Origin of the sequence: Azospirillum agricola (genome assembly GCF_017876095.1) — a bacterium.
Taxonomy (GTDB): Bacteria; Pseudomonadota; Alphaproteobacteria; order Azospirillales; family Azospirillaceae; genus Azospirillum; species Azospirillum agricola.
In genome coordinates, this window is record NZ_JAGINM010000007.1 from 46,775 (window position 1) to 62,181 (window position 15,407).

The 15,407-nt window shown below is 70.6% G+C and carries 13 protein-coding genes and 1 other RNA gene; 1 reads left to right on the top strand and 13 read right to left on the bottom strand.

The features are described 5' to 3' along the window. Positions 1–8: 8 nt before the first annotated feature. The 13 genes from J2847_RS11910 to J2847_RS11970 form a co-directional block, all read right to left on the bottom strand. Positions 9–1,508: a UDP-N-acetylmuramoylalanyl-D-glutamyl-2,6-diaminopimelate--D-alanyl-D-alanine ligase gene (locus J2847_RS11910; RefSeq protein ID WP_209779192.1), complete on the bottom strand. Its 1,500-nt coding sequence runs from the start codon at positions 1,506–1,508 to the stop codon at positions 9–11. Next, positions 1,505–2,983, bottom strand: coding sequence for a UDP-N-acetylmuramoyl-L-alanyl-D-glutamate--2,6-diaminopimelate ligase (locus tag J2847_RS11915; protein ID WP_209779193.1), 1,479 nt, complete (start codon positions 2,981–2,983; stop codon positions 1,505–1,507). The genes J2847_RS11910 and J2847_RS11915 overlap by 4 nt, the downstream gene beginning before the upstream one ends. After that, complete coding sequence (locus J2847_RS11920; protein ID WP_209779194.1) at positions 2,946–4,760, bottom strand: peptidoglycan D,D-transpeptidase FtsI family protein; 1,815 nt, start codon at positions 4,758–4,760, stop codon at positions 2,946–2,948. Before J2847_RS11920 ends, J2847_RS11915 begins: the two co-directional genes overlap by 38 nt. Further along, positions 4,757–5,548: a cell division protein FtsL gene (ftsL, locus tag J2847_RS11925; protein WP_209779195.1), complete on the bottom strand. Its 792-nt coding sequence runs from the start codon at positions 5,546–5,548 to the stop codon at positions 4,757–4,759. Before ftsL ends, J2847_RS11920 begins: the two co-directional genes overlap by 4 nt. Continuing rightward, positions 5,545–6,519, bottom strand: coding sequence for a 16S rRNA (cytosine(1402)-N(4))-methyltransferase RsmH (rsmH, locus tag J2847_RS11930; RefSeq protein WP_209779196.1), 975 nt, complete (start codon positions 6,517–6,519; stop codon positions 5,545–5,547). Before rsmH ends, ftsL begins: the two co-directional genes overlap by 4 nt. Then, positions 6,516–6,962, bottom strand: coding sequence for a division/cell wall cluster transcriptional repressor MraZ (locus J2847_RS11935; RefSeq protein WP_223677928.1), 447 nt, complete (start codon positions 6,960–6,962; stop codon positions 6,516–6,518). Before J2847_RS11935 ends, rsmH begins: the two co-directional genes overlap by 4 nt. A gap of 771 nt (positions 6,963–7,733) precedes the next feature. After that, positions 7,734–8,134: RNase P RNA component class A (rnpB, locus tag J2847_RS11940), an RNA gene on the bottom strand. 50 nt (positions 8,135–8,184) lie between these two features. Next, entirely contained in the window at positions 8,185–8,763 is a 579-nt protein-coding gene (locus J2847_RS11945) for a Uma2 family endonuclease (protein ID WP_209779197.1), read from the bottom strand. A gap of 67 nt (positions 8,764–8,830) precedes the next feature. Then, complete coding sequence (locus tag J2847_RS11950; RefSeq protein WP_209779198.1) at positions 8,831–9,520, bottom strand: N-acetylmuramoyl-L-alanine amidase; 690 nt, start codon at positions 9,518–9,520, stop codon at positions 8,831–8,833. Then, a complete protein-coding gene (locus tag J2847_RS11955) occupies positions 9,517–10,395 on the bottom strand; it encodes a DMT family transporter (protein WP_209779199.1) in 879 nt (292 codons plus the stop codon). Before J2847_RS11955 ends, J2847_RS11950 begins: the two co-directional genes overlap by 4 nt. Next, positions 10,392–12,215 carry an ATP-binding cassette domain-containing protein gene (locus tag J2847_RS11960; protein WP_209779200.1) on the bottom strand — a complete coding sequence of 608 codons (1,824 nt, stop codon included), beginning with the start codon at positions 12,213–12,215 and terminating at the stop codon, positions 10,392–10,394. Before J2847_RS11960 ends, J2847_RS11955 begins: the two co-directional genes overlap by 4 nt. Before the next feature lie 105 nt (positions 12,216–12,320). Next, on the bottom strand, positions 12,321–13,466 hold the full coding sequence (locus J2847_RS11965) for a hypothetical protein (RefSeq protein ID WP_233474474.1): 1,146 nt from the start codon (positions 13,464–13,466) through the stop codon (positions 12,321–12,323). A 171-nt stretch (positions 13,467–13,637) separates the two neighbouring features. Beyond that, entirely contained in the window at positions 13,638–14,414 is a 777-nt protein-coding gene (locus J2847_RS11970) for a TerB family tellurite resistance protein (RefSeq protein WP_209779201.1), read from the bottom strand. Positions 14,415–14,726: 312 nt separating this feature from the next. Here J2847_RS11970 and J2847_RS11975 point away from each other — a divergent pair, with 312 nt between their 5' ends. Then, positions 14,727–15,290, top strand: a complete 564-nt coding sequence (locus tag J2847_RS11975; RefSeq protein WP_209779202.1) for a GNAT family N-acetyltransferase — start codon at positions 14,727–14,729, stop codon at positions 15,288–15,290. Positions 15,291–15,407: the final 117 nt, after the last annotated feature.

Sequence of the window (15,407 nt, forward strand, 5' to 3'; positions counted from 1 at the left end):
GGGTCCCATCAGCCTCGCTGACCGTTGGCGGCCTGCGGCTGTGCCGTTGTTGTGGTGGTGGTCGGGGTGGAAGCGGTGTCGGTGCGGGTGTCGAGCGCGGCCAGCGCCTCGACGATCAGGCCGGTGCGGCTGCCCAGCGAGCCCTTGACCATCACCACGTCGCCGCCCTTGGCGGCGGCGGTGACGATGGGGGCCAATTCGACGCTGGTCTCGGTCCAGGCGCCGCGCATGGCGGCCGGCAGCCGGTCGAACAGCGCCCGCATGTGCGGGCCGCAGGCGTAGACGGCGTCGACATGGGCGGCGCGCAGCGGTTCCGCCAGCGCCGCGTGCAGCGCGTCGGCGCGCTCGCCCAGCTCGCGCATGTCGCCCAGCACGGCGATGCGGCGGCCGCCGGCGCCGGGGTCGAGCTTGCCCAGCACCTCCAGCGTCGCCAGCATGGCGGCCGGGCTGGCGTTGTAGCTCTCGTCGATCAGGGTGAAGGCGCCCTGCGCCAGATGGATGCGCTTGCGGGTGCCGCGCCCCTTGACCGGCTGGAGCGTGGAGAGGGAGCGCGCCGCCATGGCGACGTCGGCGCCCAGAGCCTTGGCGGCCAGCAGCACGGCGAGGCTGTTCATCACCCAATGCTTGCCGGGCAGCGACAGGCAGTACTGGATGCGCTCGCCACGGATCAGCGCGGTGACGGCGCTGCACGTCGCGTGCAGCGAGAAGTCGAGCAGCCGCGCCTCGCACTCGTCATGGCCGCCGAAGCTCCAGACATGGGTCAGCCCATGGGCGCGGGCGGCGGCGGCGAGCCGGCCGTGCTGCGGGTTGTCGCGGTTCAGCACGGCGACGCCGTTGGGGTTCAGCCCCTCGAAGATCTCGGCCTTGGCGTCGGCGATGGCGTCGACCGAGGCGAAGAACTCCAGATGCGCCGCCTCGATGGTGGTGATGACCGCGACGTCGGGCTTGACCTGCCGCGACAGCGGACCGAGTTCGCCGGCGTGGTTCATTCCCAGCTCGAACACGCCGTAGCGGCTGTCGGCGGGCAGGCGGGCGAGCGACAGCGGCACGCCCCAATGGTTGTTCAGGCTGCCTTCGGTGGCGTAGGTCGGCCCTTGCGCCGACAGGACGTGGCGCAGCGTCTCCTTGGTGCCGGTCTTGCCGACCGAGCCGGTGACGCCGACCATCCGCACGTCCGTGCAGCGGGCGCGGGCGGCGGCGCCGAGCGCGGCCATGGCATCCAGCGTGTCGCCCTCGACCCGGAGCAGGGGGGCGTCGGCGGGCAGCCCGTCGGGCACATGCGAGACCAGGGCGGCGGCGGCGCCGGCCGCCAGCGCCGAACCGACGAAGGCGTGGCCGTCGAAGTTCGGCCCCTGGATGGCGACGAACAGGTCGCCGGCGGCGACCTTGCGGCTGTCGATGGTCACGCCGGTGGCGGCCCAGCCCTGCGCGGTCCGGCCTCCGGTCGCGGCGGCGGCGTCCCCGGCGGTCCACAGAACCCGCCGGGTGGGGGTGGTGTCGTCGCTCATGCTGCTCCAACCTCCGCTACGGCTTGCCGGGCCTCGTCCGCGTCGTCGAAGGGGCGGACCTCGGTGCCGATCGTTTGTCCCTGCTCGTGCCCCTTGCCGGCGATGACCAGGACATCGCCGGGCCGAAGCCCCTGCACCGCGGCCCGGATGGCCGTGGCGCGGTCGCCGATCTCCTCCAGGCGCCCCGCCAGCGAACCGGTTGCGCCCGCCAGCACCTCGCCCCGGACGAAGGCCGGATCCTCGGTGCGCGGGTTGTCGTCGGTGACGATGGCGCGGTCGGCCAGACGGGCCGCCAGTTCCCCCATCACCGGACGCTTGCCCCGGTCGCGGTCGCCGCCGCAGCCGAACACCGTCACCAGATGGCGGGCGGCGTGCGAGCGCAGCGCCGTCAGCACCGTCTCCAGCGCGTCGGGCGTGTGGGCGAAATCGACGTAGACCGCCGCCCCGTTCGGGTGGGTGGCGACGTGCTGGAGACGGCCCGGCACGCCGTCCAGCAGGGACAGCGTGGCGACCGCCCGCTCCACGTCGGCACCGGCGCCGATGACCAGACCCAGCGCGCAGAGCACGTTCCAGGCCTGGAAGCGCCCCGCCAGCGGCAGGTCGACGGCGACGTCGCGGCCCAGCACGGTCAGGGCGAGGCGCTGGCCATGGGCCAGCGGCCGCACCCCGTTGACCCTCAGCTCGGTGCCGGCCAGACCATAGGACAGGACCCTGTGGCCGCGCTGGGTACAAATCGCGGCGAAATGAGGGAAGTCGTAGCTGTCGGCGTTCAGCACGGCGGTGCCGCCGGGCGGCAGCACGCGGTCGAACAGCATCGCCTTGGCGTCGCGGTAGGACTCCATCGAGCCGTGGTAGTCGAGATGGTCGCGCGTCAGGTTGGTGAAGCCGGCGGCCTTGAGGACGACGCCGTCGAGGCGGAACTGGTCGAGCCCGTGGCTGGACGCCTCCATCGCCAGATTCTCGATGCCGGCGTCCTTGACGGCCCGCAGGCTTTTGTGCAGCGACACCGGGTCGGGCGTGGTCATGGCGCCGTAGCCGCCCAGGCCGGGGCCGAGCAGGCCCAGCGTGCCGAGCGTGGCCGCCTTCTCTCCCATCCGCTCCCAGATCTGCGCCGCGAACTGGACGGTGGAGGTCTTGCCGTTGGTGCCGGTGACGGCGACCACCGTCTCGGGCTGGCCGCCGTGGAAGGCCGCCGCCATCCGCGCGAAGGCGAGGCGGGGCTGCGCATCGGTCAGCAACACGGCGCCGGAGCCGGCCGGCAGCTCCGTGCCCTCGGCCGCCAGCACGGCGACGGCGCCCTTTGCCAGCGCGTCGGCGATGAAGGCGCGCCCGTCGGCCTTGGCGCCGGCCAGGGCCGCAAAGACGAAACCGGGCCTGACCGCGCGGCTGTCCGCGGTCAGCCCGGTCACGTCCGGGTCGGGCCGGCCGGAGATGAGGTCAGCGCTGCGACTTGGCAGGAGTTGGGAAAGACGCAACGGTGCTTCCCTTGGCTGGGGTTGCGGACATGGGCGCCTGCGGCGGGGCCGACCAGTTGGTGGAGCCGGCGGCGTTCAGGTAGGTGGCGTTCAGGATCTCGGGCGAGCTCTCGTCCTGTGTCGGGACGTTCAGCAGCGGGCCGACCTGCTTGATGATGCGGCCGACCGCCGGGGCGGCGACCCAGCCGCCGGTGGCGTAGCCGTAGGTCTTCGCCGTCGCCTTCGGTTCGTCGACCAGCACATAGACGATGTAGCGCGGGTCGTTCATCGGGAAGGCGCCGAGGAAGGACGACATGCGCGAGTTCTTCTGGTAGTGCCGGCCCTTCTGCTTGTCGGCCGTGCCGGTCTTGCCGCCGACGACGTAGCCCTTCACGCCGGCCGACTTGCCGGTGCCCTCCGTCACCACGAAGCGGAACATCCGGCGCATCATCTCGGAGGTCTGGCGCGAAACGACCTGCTCGCCGGGAACCGGGGCGCCCGGCTCGCGTTTGATGAGCGTCGGCTGGTGCATGACGCCGCCGTTGATGATCGAGGCCGCCGCCGTGACCGTGTGCATCGGGCTGACCGAGATGCCGTGCCCGAAGGAGATCGTCATGCTGTTGACCTCGCGCCACGGGTTGGGCACGAGCGGCCAGCCGTTCTCCGGCAGCTCCAGCGCGGTGGGCCGGGTGAAGCCCATCTTGGTCATGAAGGCCTTCTGCGCCGGGATGCCGACCTGCTGCACCATCCGGACGGAGCCGAGGTTGGACGAATGCTGGAACACCTCCGCCACCGTCAGGGCGCGGCCGAGGCCGTGATACTCGTTGATGGTGAAACGGCCGATCTTGATCGGGTGGATCGCGTCGAAGTAATCCGACACCCGGATCTTGCCGGAATCGAGCGCCAACGCCGAGTTGAAGATCTTGAAGGTCGAACCCATCTCGTACACGCCGAGCGTCGCCCGGTTGAACAGCGTGTCGGGATCGAGCCCGGTCGGATCATGCGGATCGAAGTCGGGCAGGGAGGTCATCGCCATCACCTCGCCCGAGCGGACGTCGAAGATGATGCCGGCGGCGCCGATGGCGCTGAACTCCTGCACCGTCGCCGCCAGTTCCTTCTTCAGGACATGCTGGAGCCGCAGGTCGATGGAGAGCTGGAGCGGCGTGCCCGGATCCTCGGTCAGCCGCTTGTTGAAGGACTGCTCCAGCGCGGCGAGGCCGTTGTTGTCGACCCCGGTGAAGCCGACGACGTGCGAGGTCAGGTTGGCCGCCGGGTAGAAGCGCCGCTCCTCCCGCTCGAACGACACGCCGGGGATGCCCAGCCGGTGCACCGCCGCCTGCTGCTTGGGCGTCAGGTTGCGCTTGAGCCAGACGAATCGCTTCTCGCCGCTGAGCTTGGTCAGGACGTCCTTGTAGTCCAGCTCGGGCAGGGCCGAAACCAGCTTGCGCGCCGCCTCGTCGGGCCGCGAGACCAGCTTTGGGTCGGCGTAGAGCGACTGGGTGACCAGCGATGTCGCCAGCAGGTTGCCGTTGCGGTCGAGAATGTCGGCCCGGTTGGTGGTGGTGCCGTCCAGCTCCAGCGCGTGGTGCTGGCGCGGTTCGCCGGCCTGCACGAACAGGGTCGCGGCGACCAGCTTGACGCTGATCGCGGAAAATACCGTCGTGACCACGGCCGCCGTGACCAGCAGCCGGTAGCGGCTCTGCTCCATCGCCACCGCCAGCGTCGTCCGCGGCTTGGCGACCGGCGGCGGTGGGGCGTCCTGCGGGGGGTGGCCGTAGGGCGGCGGCGGATAGCTCATTGGTTGGCCCCCAGCCGGGCGACGAGGAGGCCGAGGCTGTCGGTGGGTTTGGGCGTGTAGGGCTGCGGCGCCGCGGCCCGAGCCTGGGCCGGAGCGGCCGCCTTCGGCGCCGGGGCCGGCAGCGGCCGGGAGGCGACGTCGGTCGGACGGTTCAGCGAGGGCAGCGGCTGGTTGGGCGCCAGCTTGCCGGGGGCCGCCGAGGGCTGGGCTGGGGGCAGCGGCGCCGAGGCCGGCGGCAGCGCCGGGGCGCGGGCCGACGCCGGGACCAGGGTCGACGGCTTGATCGGCGCGGTCCGGGCCGGCGCCGCGGCGGGCCTGGGGGAGGATAGGGCGGCCGGGATGACCACGGGCGCCTTCTCGAGCGCCTGTTCGATCGGCGCCGGGGTCTTCGGTGCCGGGACGCGGGCGGACGCGATCTGCGGCGCCGCCGGGGCGGCGACCATCGGCGGCAGCGGCGCGGGCGTCAGGCCGCGACCGGGAAGCGGCTGGACCGGCGCGTCGGGCGCCGGGGCGGGGCGCATCGGAATCACGTCGAGCGCCAGGAACTGCCGCGCCTCGACCGGTTGCAGGGCGAGGTGGGCGCGGGCCATCTCCTCCAGCTTGGTCGGGTCGTTCAGGTAGCTCCACTCGGCCTTGAGGACCTGGATGGATTCCTGCTCGGTCACGATCTTGCGGTTCAGCCCGGCGAGCTTCTCCTCCAGATCCTGCACGTCGTAGCTGGTCTGGAACAGCACGCCTCCGGCGGCGGCGATCAGACCGCCCCAGAACAGCCAGGTCTTGCCTTTCATGCCGCCTCCTTGCCGGGCGCCGGGAAAGCCGGGGCCTCGGTGCGTTCGGCCGCGCGCAGCCGGGCGGACCGGGCGCGGGGATTGTCTCGGGCTTCCGTGTCGCTGGCCGCCACGGGCTTGCGCGACAGCAGGCGGAAGGATGGGGAGCGCGCCGCGGCCGGGGCCGAGGGCGTGTGGCGGGACGGGGAGGGCGGCGGCGAGGAACGGTCCTTCAGGAACGTCTTGACCTCGCGGTCCTCCAGCGAATGGAAGGAGACGACGGCCAGCCGGCCGCCGGGGCCGAGCAGCGACTCGGCGGCGGCGAGGCCACGCCGGAGTTCGCCCAACTCGTCGTTCACATGGATGCGCAGCGCCTGGAAGCTGCGGGTCGCCGGGTCGATGGCGTCGCCCTTCCCCTTCGGCACCACCGACCGGATCAGCTCGGCGAGCTGCCGGGTGCGGGTGATCGGCGCGGTCTGGCGGGCGGCGACGATGGCGCGGGCGACCTGATAGGCGCGGCGCTCCTCGCCCAGATGGTAGAGGATGTCGGCCAGCTCCGATTCGCCGGCGTGGTTGACGACGTCGGCGGCGGTCGGGCCGTCGCGTCCCATGCGCATGTCGAGCGGGCCGTCGAAGCGGAAGGAGAAGCCGCGCTCCGGCTCGTCGATCTGCGGGGAGGAGACGCCGACGTCGAGCGCCACGCCGTCGACGCGGCTCACGCCGCGCTCGGCCAGCAGCGACTCCATGTCGCCGAAGCAGCCCTCGACGATCTCCAGCCGGCCGGGGAACTGCCGGGCCAGGACGCGTCCGCGCTCGATCGCGGCGGGGTCGCGGTCGATGCCCCAGACGCGGCAGTCGGCCGCCTCCAGCAGGGCGCGGCTGTAGCCGCCGGCCCCGAAGGTGCCGTCCACATAGACGCCGCCGTCGCGCGGGGAGAGCGACTCGACGACCTCGTGGAGAAGGACGGGGATGTGGATGGGGGAGGCGGTCATGCGTCACCTCCGGCCCGGCCGGCGGCGCCGCGCGAGGCCTTGGCGACGATCTGGCTCAACGAGATGTCCTTGCGCACGACCTGTTCGCGGAGCGCGGCCTCGTGGGCCTTCAGCGCCTCGGGCTCCCAGAGCTGGAAGGTCTTGCGGCGGCCGATGAAGGACGCCTCCTCGCCGATGCCGGCGAATTCGGCCAGCTCCTTGGGCAGGACGATGCGGCCTTCGGCGTCGAGGGAGACGGGAACGAGCTTGCCGAAGATGAAGGTCTCAATCATGTCGCGTTCGTCGGCGTCGAGATCGGGGGATTCGAGGCTGTCGGACAGGACATCGAGATAGTCCTGGTCGGCTCCCTCCAGGGCTTGATGGTTGAGGGAGGGCCAGAGATACACAATGTTCGGCGCCGTCGTCTTGGCAAGCGACTGCCTGAACTGTGCCGGGATGGACACGCGCCCTTTCCTGTCAACTTTGTTGACGTATGTGGACAGGAAAACGGCCATTGGCCCGGTGGTCCCCCCGCTATCCCCCCGCGCGGATTCTTCCGCGCCAGCCCCGCCTTGCCCATGGCCCCTCCCCTCGCCGGTGTTAACCAGGATGGGTATGAGCCCCCCTTAAATGGGCATTCTTGGGATAGCATGGGACGCTATGGGCGTCAACGGCCCCCCTAGTATTCAATTCGGGGTGTCAAGACTTTTGGGCGCACCTGTGGCTTTGAAGCAAATATGCAAACCGAATCTCCGAGTCTCCGCAGTATTCCGGCGGTTTCGACGGATGTGGATAACGTTATCCACAGCGGTTCGGTGATTGTTCCAGGCATTTGTGCGAATTCGTCGGAGTCATAACATTTCCACAGCGCGAATCGACCTCGCCGAATGGGGTATTCCTTCGGGTCTGGATTCGGGGTTAGTCATGGGATGGCATGGGAAATGGCCCCACAGTTATCCACCGCCTGTGGATCGTTCTGGGGAAAAGGTGAACGAAAGGGCGGAAAGGCTGGGGATGGGTTGGGGATGAGGCGGGTGGAGAGGCGGGGGTGCGTCGCTATGCCCCGTCCTCGCTCATGCCGTCCCGGAACAACGCGCGCTCCGAGGGCCTATGACCCACGCCATCCCAGGAGCACGCGGTCTCCCACGCCATCCCGTGGGAGGCCATGGGGTGGCCGCCGCGGGAGCCGCCGTGGGCTGGGTGGAGTCCTCGCGGGAAGTGTCTTGTGTGTGGAAAGCGCCAGATGGCCTGTAAGCCGGGTTCTGTGTCCCGGACCCGAGGGTCCGGGCGATGGCCATTCGTCTGGGACGCCGGTTGCCCGGCGCCTCGCGCGACCAACCCGAGCGACGGCGCGGAAACGCGCTTGGCCTCCATGCCGTCCGGTTGGACGGGTGGCCGGGCCGCTCCTATTCGGTCTTGCTCCCGGTGGGGTTTACCGTGCCGTTCCTGTTGCCAGGAACGCGGTGCGCTCTTACCGCACCCTTTCACCCTTACCGATGTCGAAACATCGGCGGTCTGCTCTCTGTGGCACTGTCCCTAGGGTCGCCCCCGCCGGCCGTTAACCGGCACCGTGTTTCCGTGGAGCCCGGACTTTCCTCCCCCGGCTTTCACCGAAGGCGGCCATCCGGCCATCTGGCGAGGCCGTTCATACAGAGTTGTGCCGGTGGGGGCAAACCCCAAATCGCCTCACGCCTGCGGATCGGGACCGAGATCGACGTTGGCGTAGAGCGCCGCCAGCGGAATCTCCACGGGGATGCTGTCCAACCGCAGCACCGCCTCGGGCTCGACCAGCAGGTCGCACTGCCAGCGGCTGTCGTCGAGACGGCGGTGCAGTTCGACGAACAGGACGTCGCTGTGGACCAGCAGGATCTCGCGCACCGAGGGGATCGAGCGGTAGACCGGCAGCTTGACCCGCCGGTCATGCTCCTCCGTCGAGCGCGACAGCACCTCGACGATCACCAGCGGGTTGGGGGTGTCGTACTGGCCGTGCCGGTGCGGCGAGCAGGTGACGGCGAGATCGGCCTGGAAGTAGCTCCGGAAGCTGTTCGGCTTGAGGATGCCGGCCTCCGACCGGACATGGCAGGGCGGGCGATTGCGCAGGGCGCTGCCAATCTCGATCGCTATGTTGCCGGCAACGATCTGATGGGCGCCGTAGCTGGGCGCCATCGCCACCGGGACGCCGTCGATCAGTTCGTAGCGCGTGTCGGTGCCGTCGCTCCAGACGAGGAACTCGTCGAGGGTCATGCGCTTGAAGGCTTCCGACATGCGGCTCTCCCGCTGGCGTTCCGGTTTCCTCAATATATGCGTTGCGTCGGCACAGGGCGAGGGTGGATCAGCGTCCCGTCAGCCGCAGCAGCGCCCGCAGCCGCCGCAGGGTCTCGCGGTCCGCGGTGCCGGTCATGCCGTCCGGGTGGAAATGGCGCTGGAAGGACAGCAGCGCCCGCGGCTCGGCCGGGTCGTACCCATAGCGTCCCAGCAGGGCGCCGACCTCTTCGGCACCGGCGGGGGCATCGTCCGCCTGGGACGGCGTGGGCCATAGCCCGATTCCCTTGGCGGCGAGGCCGGGCCAGTCGAACAGCTCGCCCGGATCCTCCTTGCGCGCCGGGGCGACGTCGCTGTGTCCCAGCACGTCGGCGGCGGCGATCCCGTGGCGGGCCACGATGCCCCGGCACAGCGCCGCCACCGCCGCCATCTGCACGGTCGGGAAGGGACGGTAGCCGAACTCGTGGCCGGGGTTGACGATCTCGACGCCGACCGAGCGGCCGTTCACGTCGCCCAGCCCCCGCCAGCGCGACACGCCCGCGTGCCACGCCCGGCGATCCTCGGGAACATGGGCGTAGACCGTGCCGTCCTCGTCCACCGTGTAGTGGGCGCTGACCTGGGAGGTCGGGTCGCACAGCCGGTCGAGCGCGTGGCGGGCGGTCGGCATGCCGGTGTAGTGGAGGATCAGCAGCTCGACCCGCGCGCCCTCCGGCCGGGGGCCGTGGTTGGGGGAGGGGCGCTCGATCCGGGACGGCGTCATGTCGGGTTCGTCACCGTCTCGCTGACCGTGCGCGGACGGCGCTTCACGATCACCGCGACGCCGCCGATGGTCAGCAGGCCGCCCAGCGCGAGGTTCAGCGTCACCGGGTCGCCCATCAGCAGCACGCCGGACGCCACGCCGAACACCGGCACGGTCAGCAGGTAGGGCATGGTCTGGTTGACGTCGTAGCGGCCGAGCAGCGGGTACCACAGCCCGTAGGCGACGATGGTCACAGCCACCGCCATGTAGACGATCGACCCCCAGCCGAGCCACGTCGCGTTCGCCAGCGACTCCATCTGCCCCTGCTCGAACAGCAGCGACAGGGCCAGCAGCTGCGGCGCCGCCATCAACGCCATCCAGCCGTTGACGGCGAAGCCGTTCACCGAGCCGATCAGCTTCATCTGGATGCTGGCCACCGCGAAGGCGAGGCTGGCCGCCAGCAGCATCAGCAGCGAGGGCAGGGCGTTGCCCAGCCGCGGCTCCCCGGCGATGACCAGCACGCCGGCGAAGGCGGCCATCATGCCGGTGGCGCGCCGCCAGCCCAGCTTGTCCTTGAAGACCAGCGCCGCCAGCAGCGACGAGAAGGGAACCTGGGCCTGCACCGCCAGCGAGGCGGTGGCGGCGTCGATGCCGCGCAGCCCGTTGAACATCAGCGGGAAATGGATGCTGCCCAGCGTCACCGACAGCGCCGCGATCGGCAGCAGCTTCTCGCGCGGGACGCGGAAGAAGGGAACGATCAGCGCCGAGACCAGGACGAAGCGGATGAACATCACGAACAGCGGCGGGAACTCCAGCAGCGCCCATTTGGACACCACGAAGTTCAGCCCCCACAGGGCCATCACCGCCAGGGCCTGGAGCGCGTGGGCGAAGCTCACCGACCGGCCTCCAGCTCCTCGCGCAGGGCCTCCAGCTCCAGCCAGCGCTCCTCGGCAGCCGCCAGCTCGGCCTGCTTGCCGTGGAGCTGGTCGCTGGTCTTCTGGAACTTCGCCGGATCGCGGCTGAACAGGTCGGGGTCGCCGATGACGGTTTCCAGCTTGGCGATCTCGGCCGACAGCTTGTCCATGCGCGACGGCAGGTCGTCCAGCTCGCGCTGGTCCTTGTAGCTCAGCTTGCCGCGCGGCTTGGCGGCGGCCGGAGCGGCGGCCGGCTTGGGCTTGGCCGCGACGACGGCCGGCGCCGCCTTGGCCGGGCGCTGCACCAGATAGTCGGAATAGCCGCCGGCGTACTCGCTGGCGGTGCCGTCGCCCTCCAGCGCGATGGTGCTGGTCACCAGCCGGTCGAGGAAGTCGCGGTCGTGGCTGACCAGCAGCAGCGTGCCCTGGTAGTCGCCCAGCACGTCCTCCAGCAGGTCCAGCGTGTCCATGTCGAGGTCGTTGGTCGGCTCGTCGAGGATCATCAGGTTGCTGGGCTTGGCGAACAGGCGGGCCAGCAGCAGCCGGTTGCGCTCCCCGCCCGACAGCGCCTTGACCGGGCTGTCGAGCTGCCGGGTGTCGAACAGGAAATCCTTGATGTAGCCGGCGACGTGGCGCGACTGGCCGTTGACCATCACCGCGTCGCCGCCGAACGGGCACAGCACCTTGCGGATGGTGTCCTCCGGATCCAGCCCTTCGCGGCGCTGGTCGAAATAGGCGGTGTCGAGGTTGGTTCCGAGCTTCACCGTGCCCTCGTCGGGCTCCAGCTGGCCGGTCAGCATCTTCAGCAGGGTCGATTTGCCGGCGCCGTTCGGCCCGATCAGCCCGACCCGGTCGCCGCGCAGGATGCGGGTGGAGAAGCCGCTGACGATGGTCTTGCGCCCCTCCTCCGAGTCGAAACCCTTGGCGATGCCGGTCGCCTCGATGACCAGCCGGCCGCCGCGCTCGGCCTCGGCGATGGCGAGCTTGGCCTGCTGGCCGCCGCGGATCTGTTCGGCGCGGTCGCCGCGCAGCGCCATCAGGTTGCGCACGCGGCCCATGTTGCGGGTGCGCCGGGCGGAGATGCCCTCGCGCAGCCACTTCATCTCGCCCTCGATCTTGCGGTCGAGCTTGTGGGCGGCGGCCTCCTCCGACTCGAAGACCTCGGCCTGCCACGCCTCGAACTCGGAGAAGCCGCGCTCGGTGGCGCGCACCGTGCCGCGGTCGAGCCACAGCGTCCGCTTGGCCAGCCGGTTGAGGAAGGCGCGGTCGTGGCTGATCAGCAGCAACCCGCCGCGAAAGGACAGCAGCTCCTCCTCCAGCCACTCGATGGTGGGCAGGTCGAGGTGGTTGGTCGGCTCGTCGAGCAGCATGACGTCGGGGTTGCCGACCAGCGTGCGGGCCAGCGCGGTGCGGCGCGACTCGCCGCCCGACAGGCTGAGCGGGTCGCGGTGGCCGGCGACCTGGAGCCGGTCGAGCACGGCGTCCACCCGGTGCGCCTCGTCCTGCTCGTCGGCCGGCAGCCCCTGCACGACGTAATCCTGGACGGTGGCGCAGCCGCGATAGTCGGGCTCCTGCGGCAGATAGGCGATGCGCGAGCCGGGCTGGACGAAGACCACGCCGTCGTCCGGCTGGATCAGCCCGGCCAGCACCTTCATCAGGGTCGATTTGCCCGAGCCGTTGCGGCCGACCAGGCAGGCGCGGTCGCCCCGGCCGATGGCCATGTCGATGGTCTCGAACAGCGGACGCCCGCCGAAGGTGACGGAGACGCCCTGGAGCGCCGTGATGGGTGCGGGAGGAGCCATGGACCGTTCGTGCGCCGGAAAGCGGAGGGGAGGAAGGACGCGGGGGTTATACCGCGCCCGTCCGCCATCCGGCGATGGTTAAAAACGCCGTGGCCGGGTTGCGCGTCAGCCGGCCGGCACCGGCGCCGGCGCGGCCGGGGAGGGGGGGAGGGGTTGCGCCGGTGGCGCCACTTGCCGCTCCTGCATCTTGAAGCCGAAATAGGTGCCGTTGCTGATGCCGGTCAGGGCCAGCAGGTTGGCCGACAGCTCCGGCATGCCGAGCGTGCGGGTGGCTTCGTAGAGGAAGGTGATTCCCAGAACGACGGTCCAGGCCAGCAGTTGCAGCCGGTGGATGTTGTAGCCGTGGACGTCGGTCAGCAGGTCGGTGAGCAGCCCTTCGGAGGGCGGGTAGATCGCGGCGACGGCGGCGGCCATCCGCGCCCTGTCGGGCGGGCTGGCCTGGGCGGCGGCGAGATAGGCGGCGCGGTGCTGCCGGCGGCTGTCGTCGTCGTCGCTCGGCCGGTTGTCCTGGAACACCGCGAGCACCGAGGTGCCGCCGACGATCCCCATCAGGGCCATGGTGCCGGTGCTGATGGTGTCCATCGACCCGATGACGGCGATCAGCGCCGCGTAGGAGGCGGTGACGATGCCGCTCCACCACAGGAGCTGGAAGCGCGACAGGCTGTAGGGCGGCACATAGCCGGCGGGCCTCGGCACGTCGGGGAAGCCGTCGATGGCGTCGCGGCCGAAATGGCGGAGGAAGGCCAGCAGGAAAAGCAGGCCGATCAGGGCGAAGCAGACGGCCGCGAGCGTCAGGTCGCGGTCGCTCGCCCCCTGGATGGCGACGAGCTTGGGCGGTGTCGCGACGCCGCCGCCGGCCGGCCCGAAGGCGACCGGCAGGGATTTGGCGCGGGCGAGCGAGAAGAAGCCGTCGAAGGCGTTCTGCCACGCCGCCCGGCGCTCCGCCGCCTCGGCGCTGTTGCCGGCGATGGAGGTGGAGGCGGTGCCGACGACCTCGCCCTTGGCCGAGCAGCCGAAGCTGGCGTGGGCGCCGGGAATGGTCTGGCCGTTGACGACCAGGACCAGCCCCTGCGCGTTCAGCCCGGCGGCGGCGGCCGGGCAGTCGGTGCCGGCCGACGGGGCTCCGAGGTTGAGGGTGACCGGCTGGCCGAGGATGACGGGGCCGTCGGGCGCCGCCTGCGCCTTGGCGCCGGAGGGCAGGGCGAGGGTCATGATGACGCCCAGGCACAGGGCGATGGTCGGGCGCGGCATGCTCGTCGGTTCCCCTCGGGACGGCGGTCGGCGGGAGCGCGTTTCCCAGCCCTGCCCCGCGGGCGAGGGGCAGGGCGGGGCCGGCATCCGGGGGAGAATAGGACGGAAATGGAAAAACCGGTCAGGAAAAACAATCGGGGGGCCGTGGCGGGCGCCCGTTCTCGCGCCGCGTCACGACAGCGCGACGGCGCCTTCGCGTTCCTTGCGGATGCGGTCGTAGGCGGCGTTGATCAGCGCGATCTTCTGGGTCGCCAGATCGACGAACTCCTGCGGCATGCCCTGGGCGACCAGCAGGTCGGGGTGGTGTTCGCGCACCAGACGCCGGTGCGCCGCCTTCAGCGCCGCGTCGTCGGTGGAGCGGCTGACGCCCAGCACCTGATAGGGGTCGGTCTCGTCCGGGGTGCCGGCGCGGTGGTGGCCGGCGAGGATGCGTTCGAAATCGGTCTCGGCAAAGCCGAAGATGCCGGCGACCGCCCGCAGATACTCCACCTCCGTCTCGTGCAATTCGTCGTCGGCCTCGGCGATCATCAGCAGGCTGTCGAGCAGTTCCTCCAGCACCGCGTGGCGGTCCTCGAAGAGGTCGGCGATCTGGTGGGCATATTCCTCGAAGCCGTGGGTGTCGCGGCGGGCGAGGTCGAAGACGCGGCCGACATTCTCCAGCTCGTCGGGCGGGACGCGGAAAAGGCGCTTGAAGGTGTCGATCTCGACCCGTTTCACCACGCCGTCGGCCCGCGCCATCTTGGCGGCCAGCGCGATCACGCCGATGGTGAAGGCGACGGTCTGCATCGCCGCCTGCGCCTCGGCGTCGGTGCTGGCGGGGCTGGTGCCGGCGGCCTCCCCGCTCAGGCGGTCGACGGCATGGCCGGCCAGCGCGCCGATCAGGGCGCCCAGCGGCCCGCCGATGGCGAAACCCGCCGCCCCACCAAGAATCTTGCCCCAGACCGTCATCACCGCCATCCATACCGTCGATTCGAACCCGGCATACTGGGCTCAGCGCAGCGGGCCCAAGCATAACGGGCGGGGGCGGTTCCTGTCCAACTGTGACTTTGCCGCAACAGAAAGCCGGTGTTCGCTTTGCAAAGTTCGAATGAGCGCTTGCGAAATCCACGCAACACGCCATGTTGCGGTGCAACAAAGAGGGCGGCGGCGAGTCCGCGGCCCATGGCGACCGCGCCCCGGCAAGAGGGCCGGCGCCGGTTCCCTGGGGACGAACGTTCTGCGCAATGCGTTTTCGACACTCGAGAACCGTGAGCGAGAGCCATGCCTGTCATCCGCAAGATCCTGCCGACCGAACTGCCCCTGTACCGGGCGCACCTTCTTCGCCTCGATCGCGCCGACCGCTACGCCCGCTTCGCCGGAACCGTTTCGGACGAGTCGCTGGAGCGTCATTGCGCGGCGATCGACTGGGGGCGCACCACGCTGATCGGCGCCTTCCTGAACGGCGAGCTGCGCGCCGCCCTGGAGCTGTGCGGCGACCGCATCCTGTGGCCCGACGAGGCCGAGTTCGGCGTCAGCGTGGAGAAGGAACTCCAGGGGCGTGGCATCGGCAGCACCCTGATCCGCCGTGCCCTGACCGTCGCCCGCAACCGTTCGATCGGCCGCGTCCACATGCTGTGCCTGGCCGAGAACGTCCGCATGCGGGCGCTGGCTCGGCGTTTCGGCGGCAGCATCGCGATGGAGTATGGCGAGATCACCGCCCGCTTCGATCTGCCGTCCCCCAACCAGTTCTCCTTCGCGCTGGAAGCGCTGGAGGATGGCTCGGGCGCCGTCAACAGCATCCTCGCCAGCTTCTCCTCCAACCAGGACCGCCGCGCCGCCGCCTGACCGGGGGCTCGAAGCGCCGCGGCGTCCGGCCCCCGATCCAATCCCCCATCCAATCCCCCATCCAATCGTTGACGCGGGCCGCCGGATCGCGAAACTCCGCCCTCGAGCGCGGCGCGG

Bases quoted from the DNA above. Each gene is read 5' to 3' on its own strand.
- J2847_RS11910 (WP_209779192.1), bottom strand. From the start codon at position 1,508: ATGAGCGACGACACCACCCCCACCCGGCGGGTTCTGTGGACCGCCGGG.
- J2847_RS11920 (WP_209779194.1), bottom strand. From the start codon at position 4,760: ATGAGCTATCCGCCGCCGCCCTACGGCCACCCCCCGCAGGACGCCCCA.
- ftsL (WP_209779195.1), bottom strand. From the start codon at position 5,548: ATGAAAGGCAAGACCTGGCTGTTCTGGGGCGGTCTGATCGCCGCCGCC.
- rsmH (WP_209779196.1), bottom strand. From the start codon at position 6,519: ATGACCGCCTCCCCCATCCACATCCCCGTCCTTCTCCACGAGGTCGTC.
- J2847_RS11945 (WP_209779197.1), bottom strand. From the start codon at position 8,763: ATGTCGGAAGCCTTCAAGCGCATGACCCTCGACGAGTTCCTCGTCTGG.
- J2847_RS11950 (WP_209779198.1), bottom strand. From the start codon at position 9,520: ATGACGCCGTCCCGGATCGAGCGCCCCTCCCCCAACCACGGCCCCCGG.
- J2847_RS11960 (WP_209779200.1), bottom strand. From the start codon at position 12,215: ATGGCTCCTCCCGCACCCATCACGGCGCTCCAGGGCGTCTCCGTCACC.
- J2847_RS11965 (WP_233474474.1), bottom strand. From the start codon at position 13,466: ATGCCGCGCCCGACCATCGCCCTGTGCCTGGGCGTCATCATGACCCTC.
- J2847_RS11970 (WP_209779201.1), bottom strand. From the start codon at position 14,414: ATGACGGTCTGGGGCAAGATTCTTGGTGGGGCGGCGGGTTTCGCCATC.
- J2847_RS11975 (WP_209779202.1), top strand. From the start codon at position 14,727: ATGCCTGTCATCCGCAAGATCCTGCCGACCGAACTGCCCCTGTACCGG.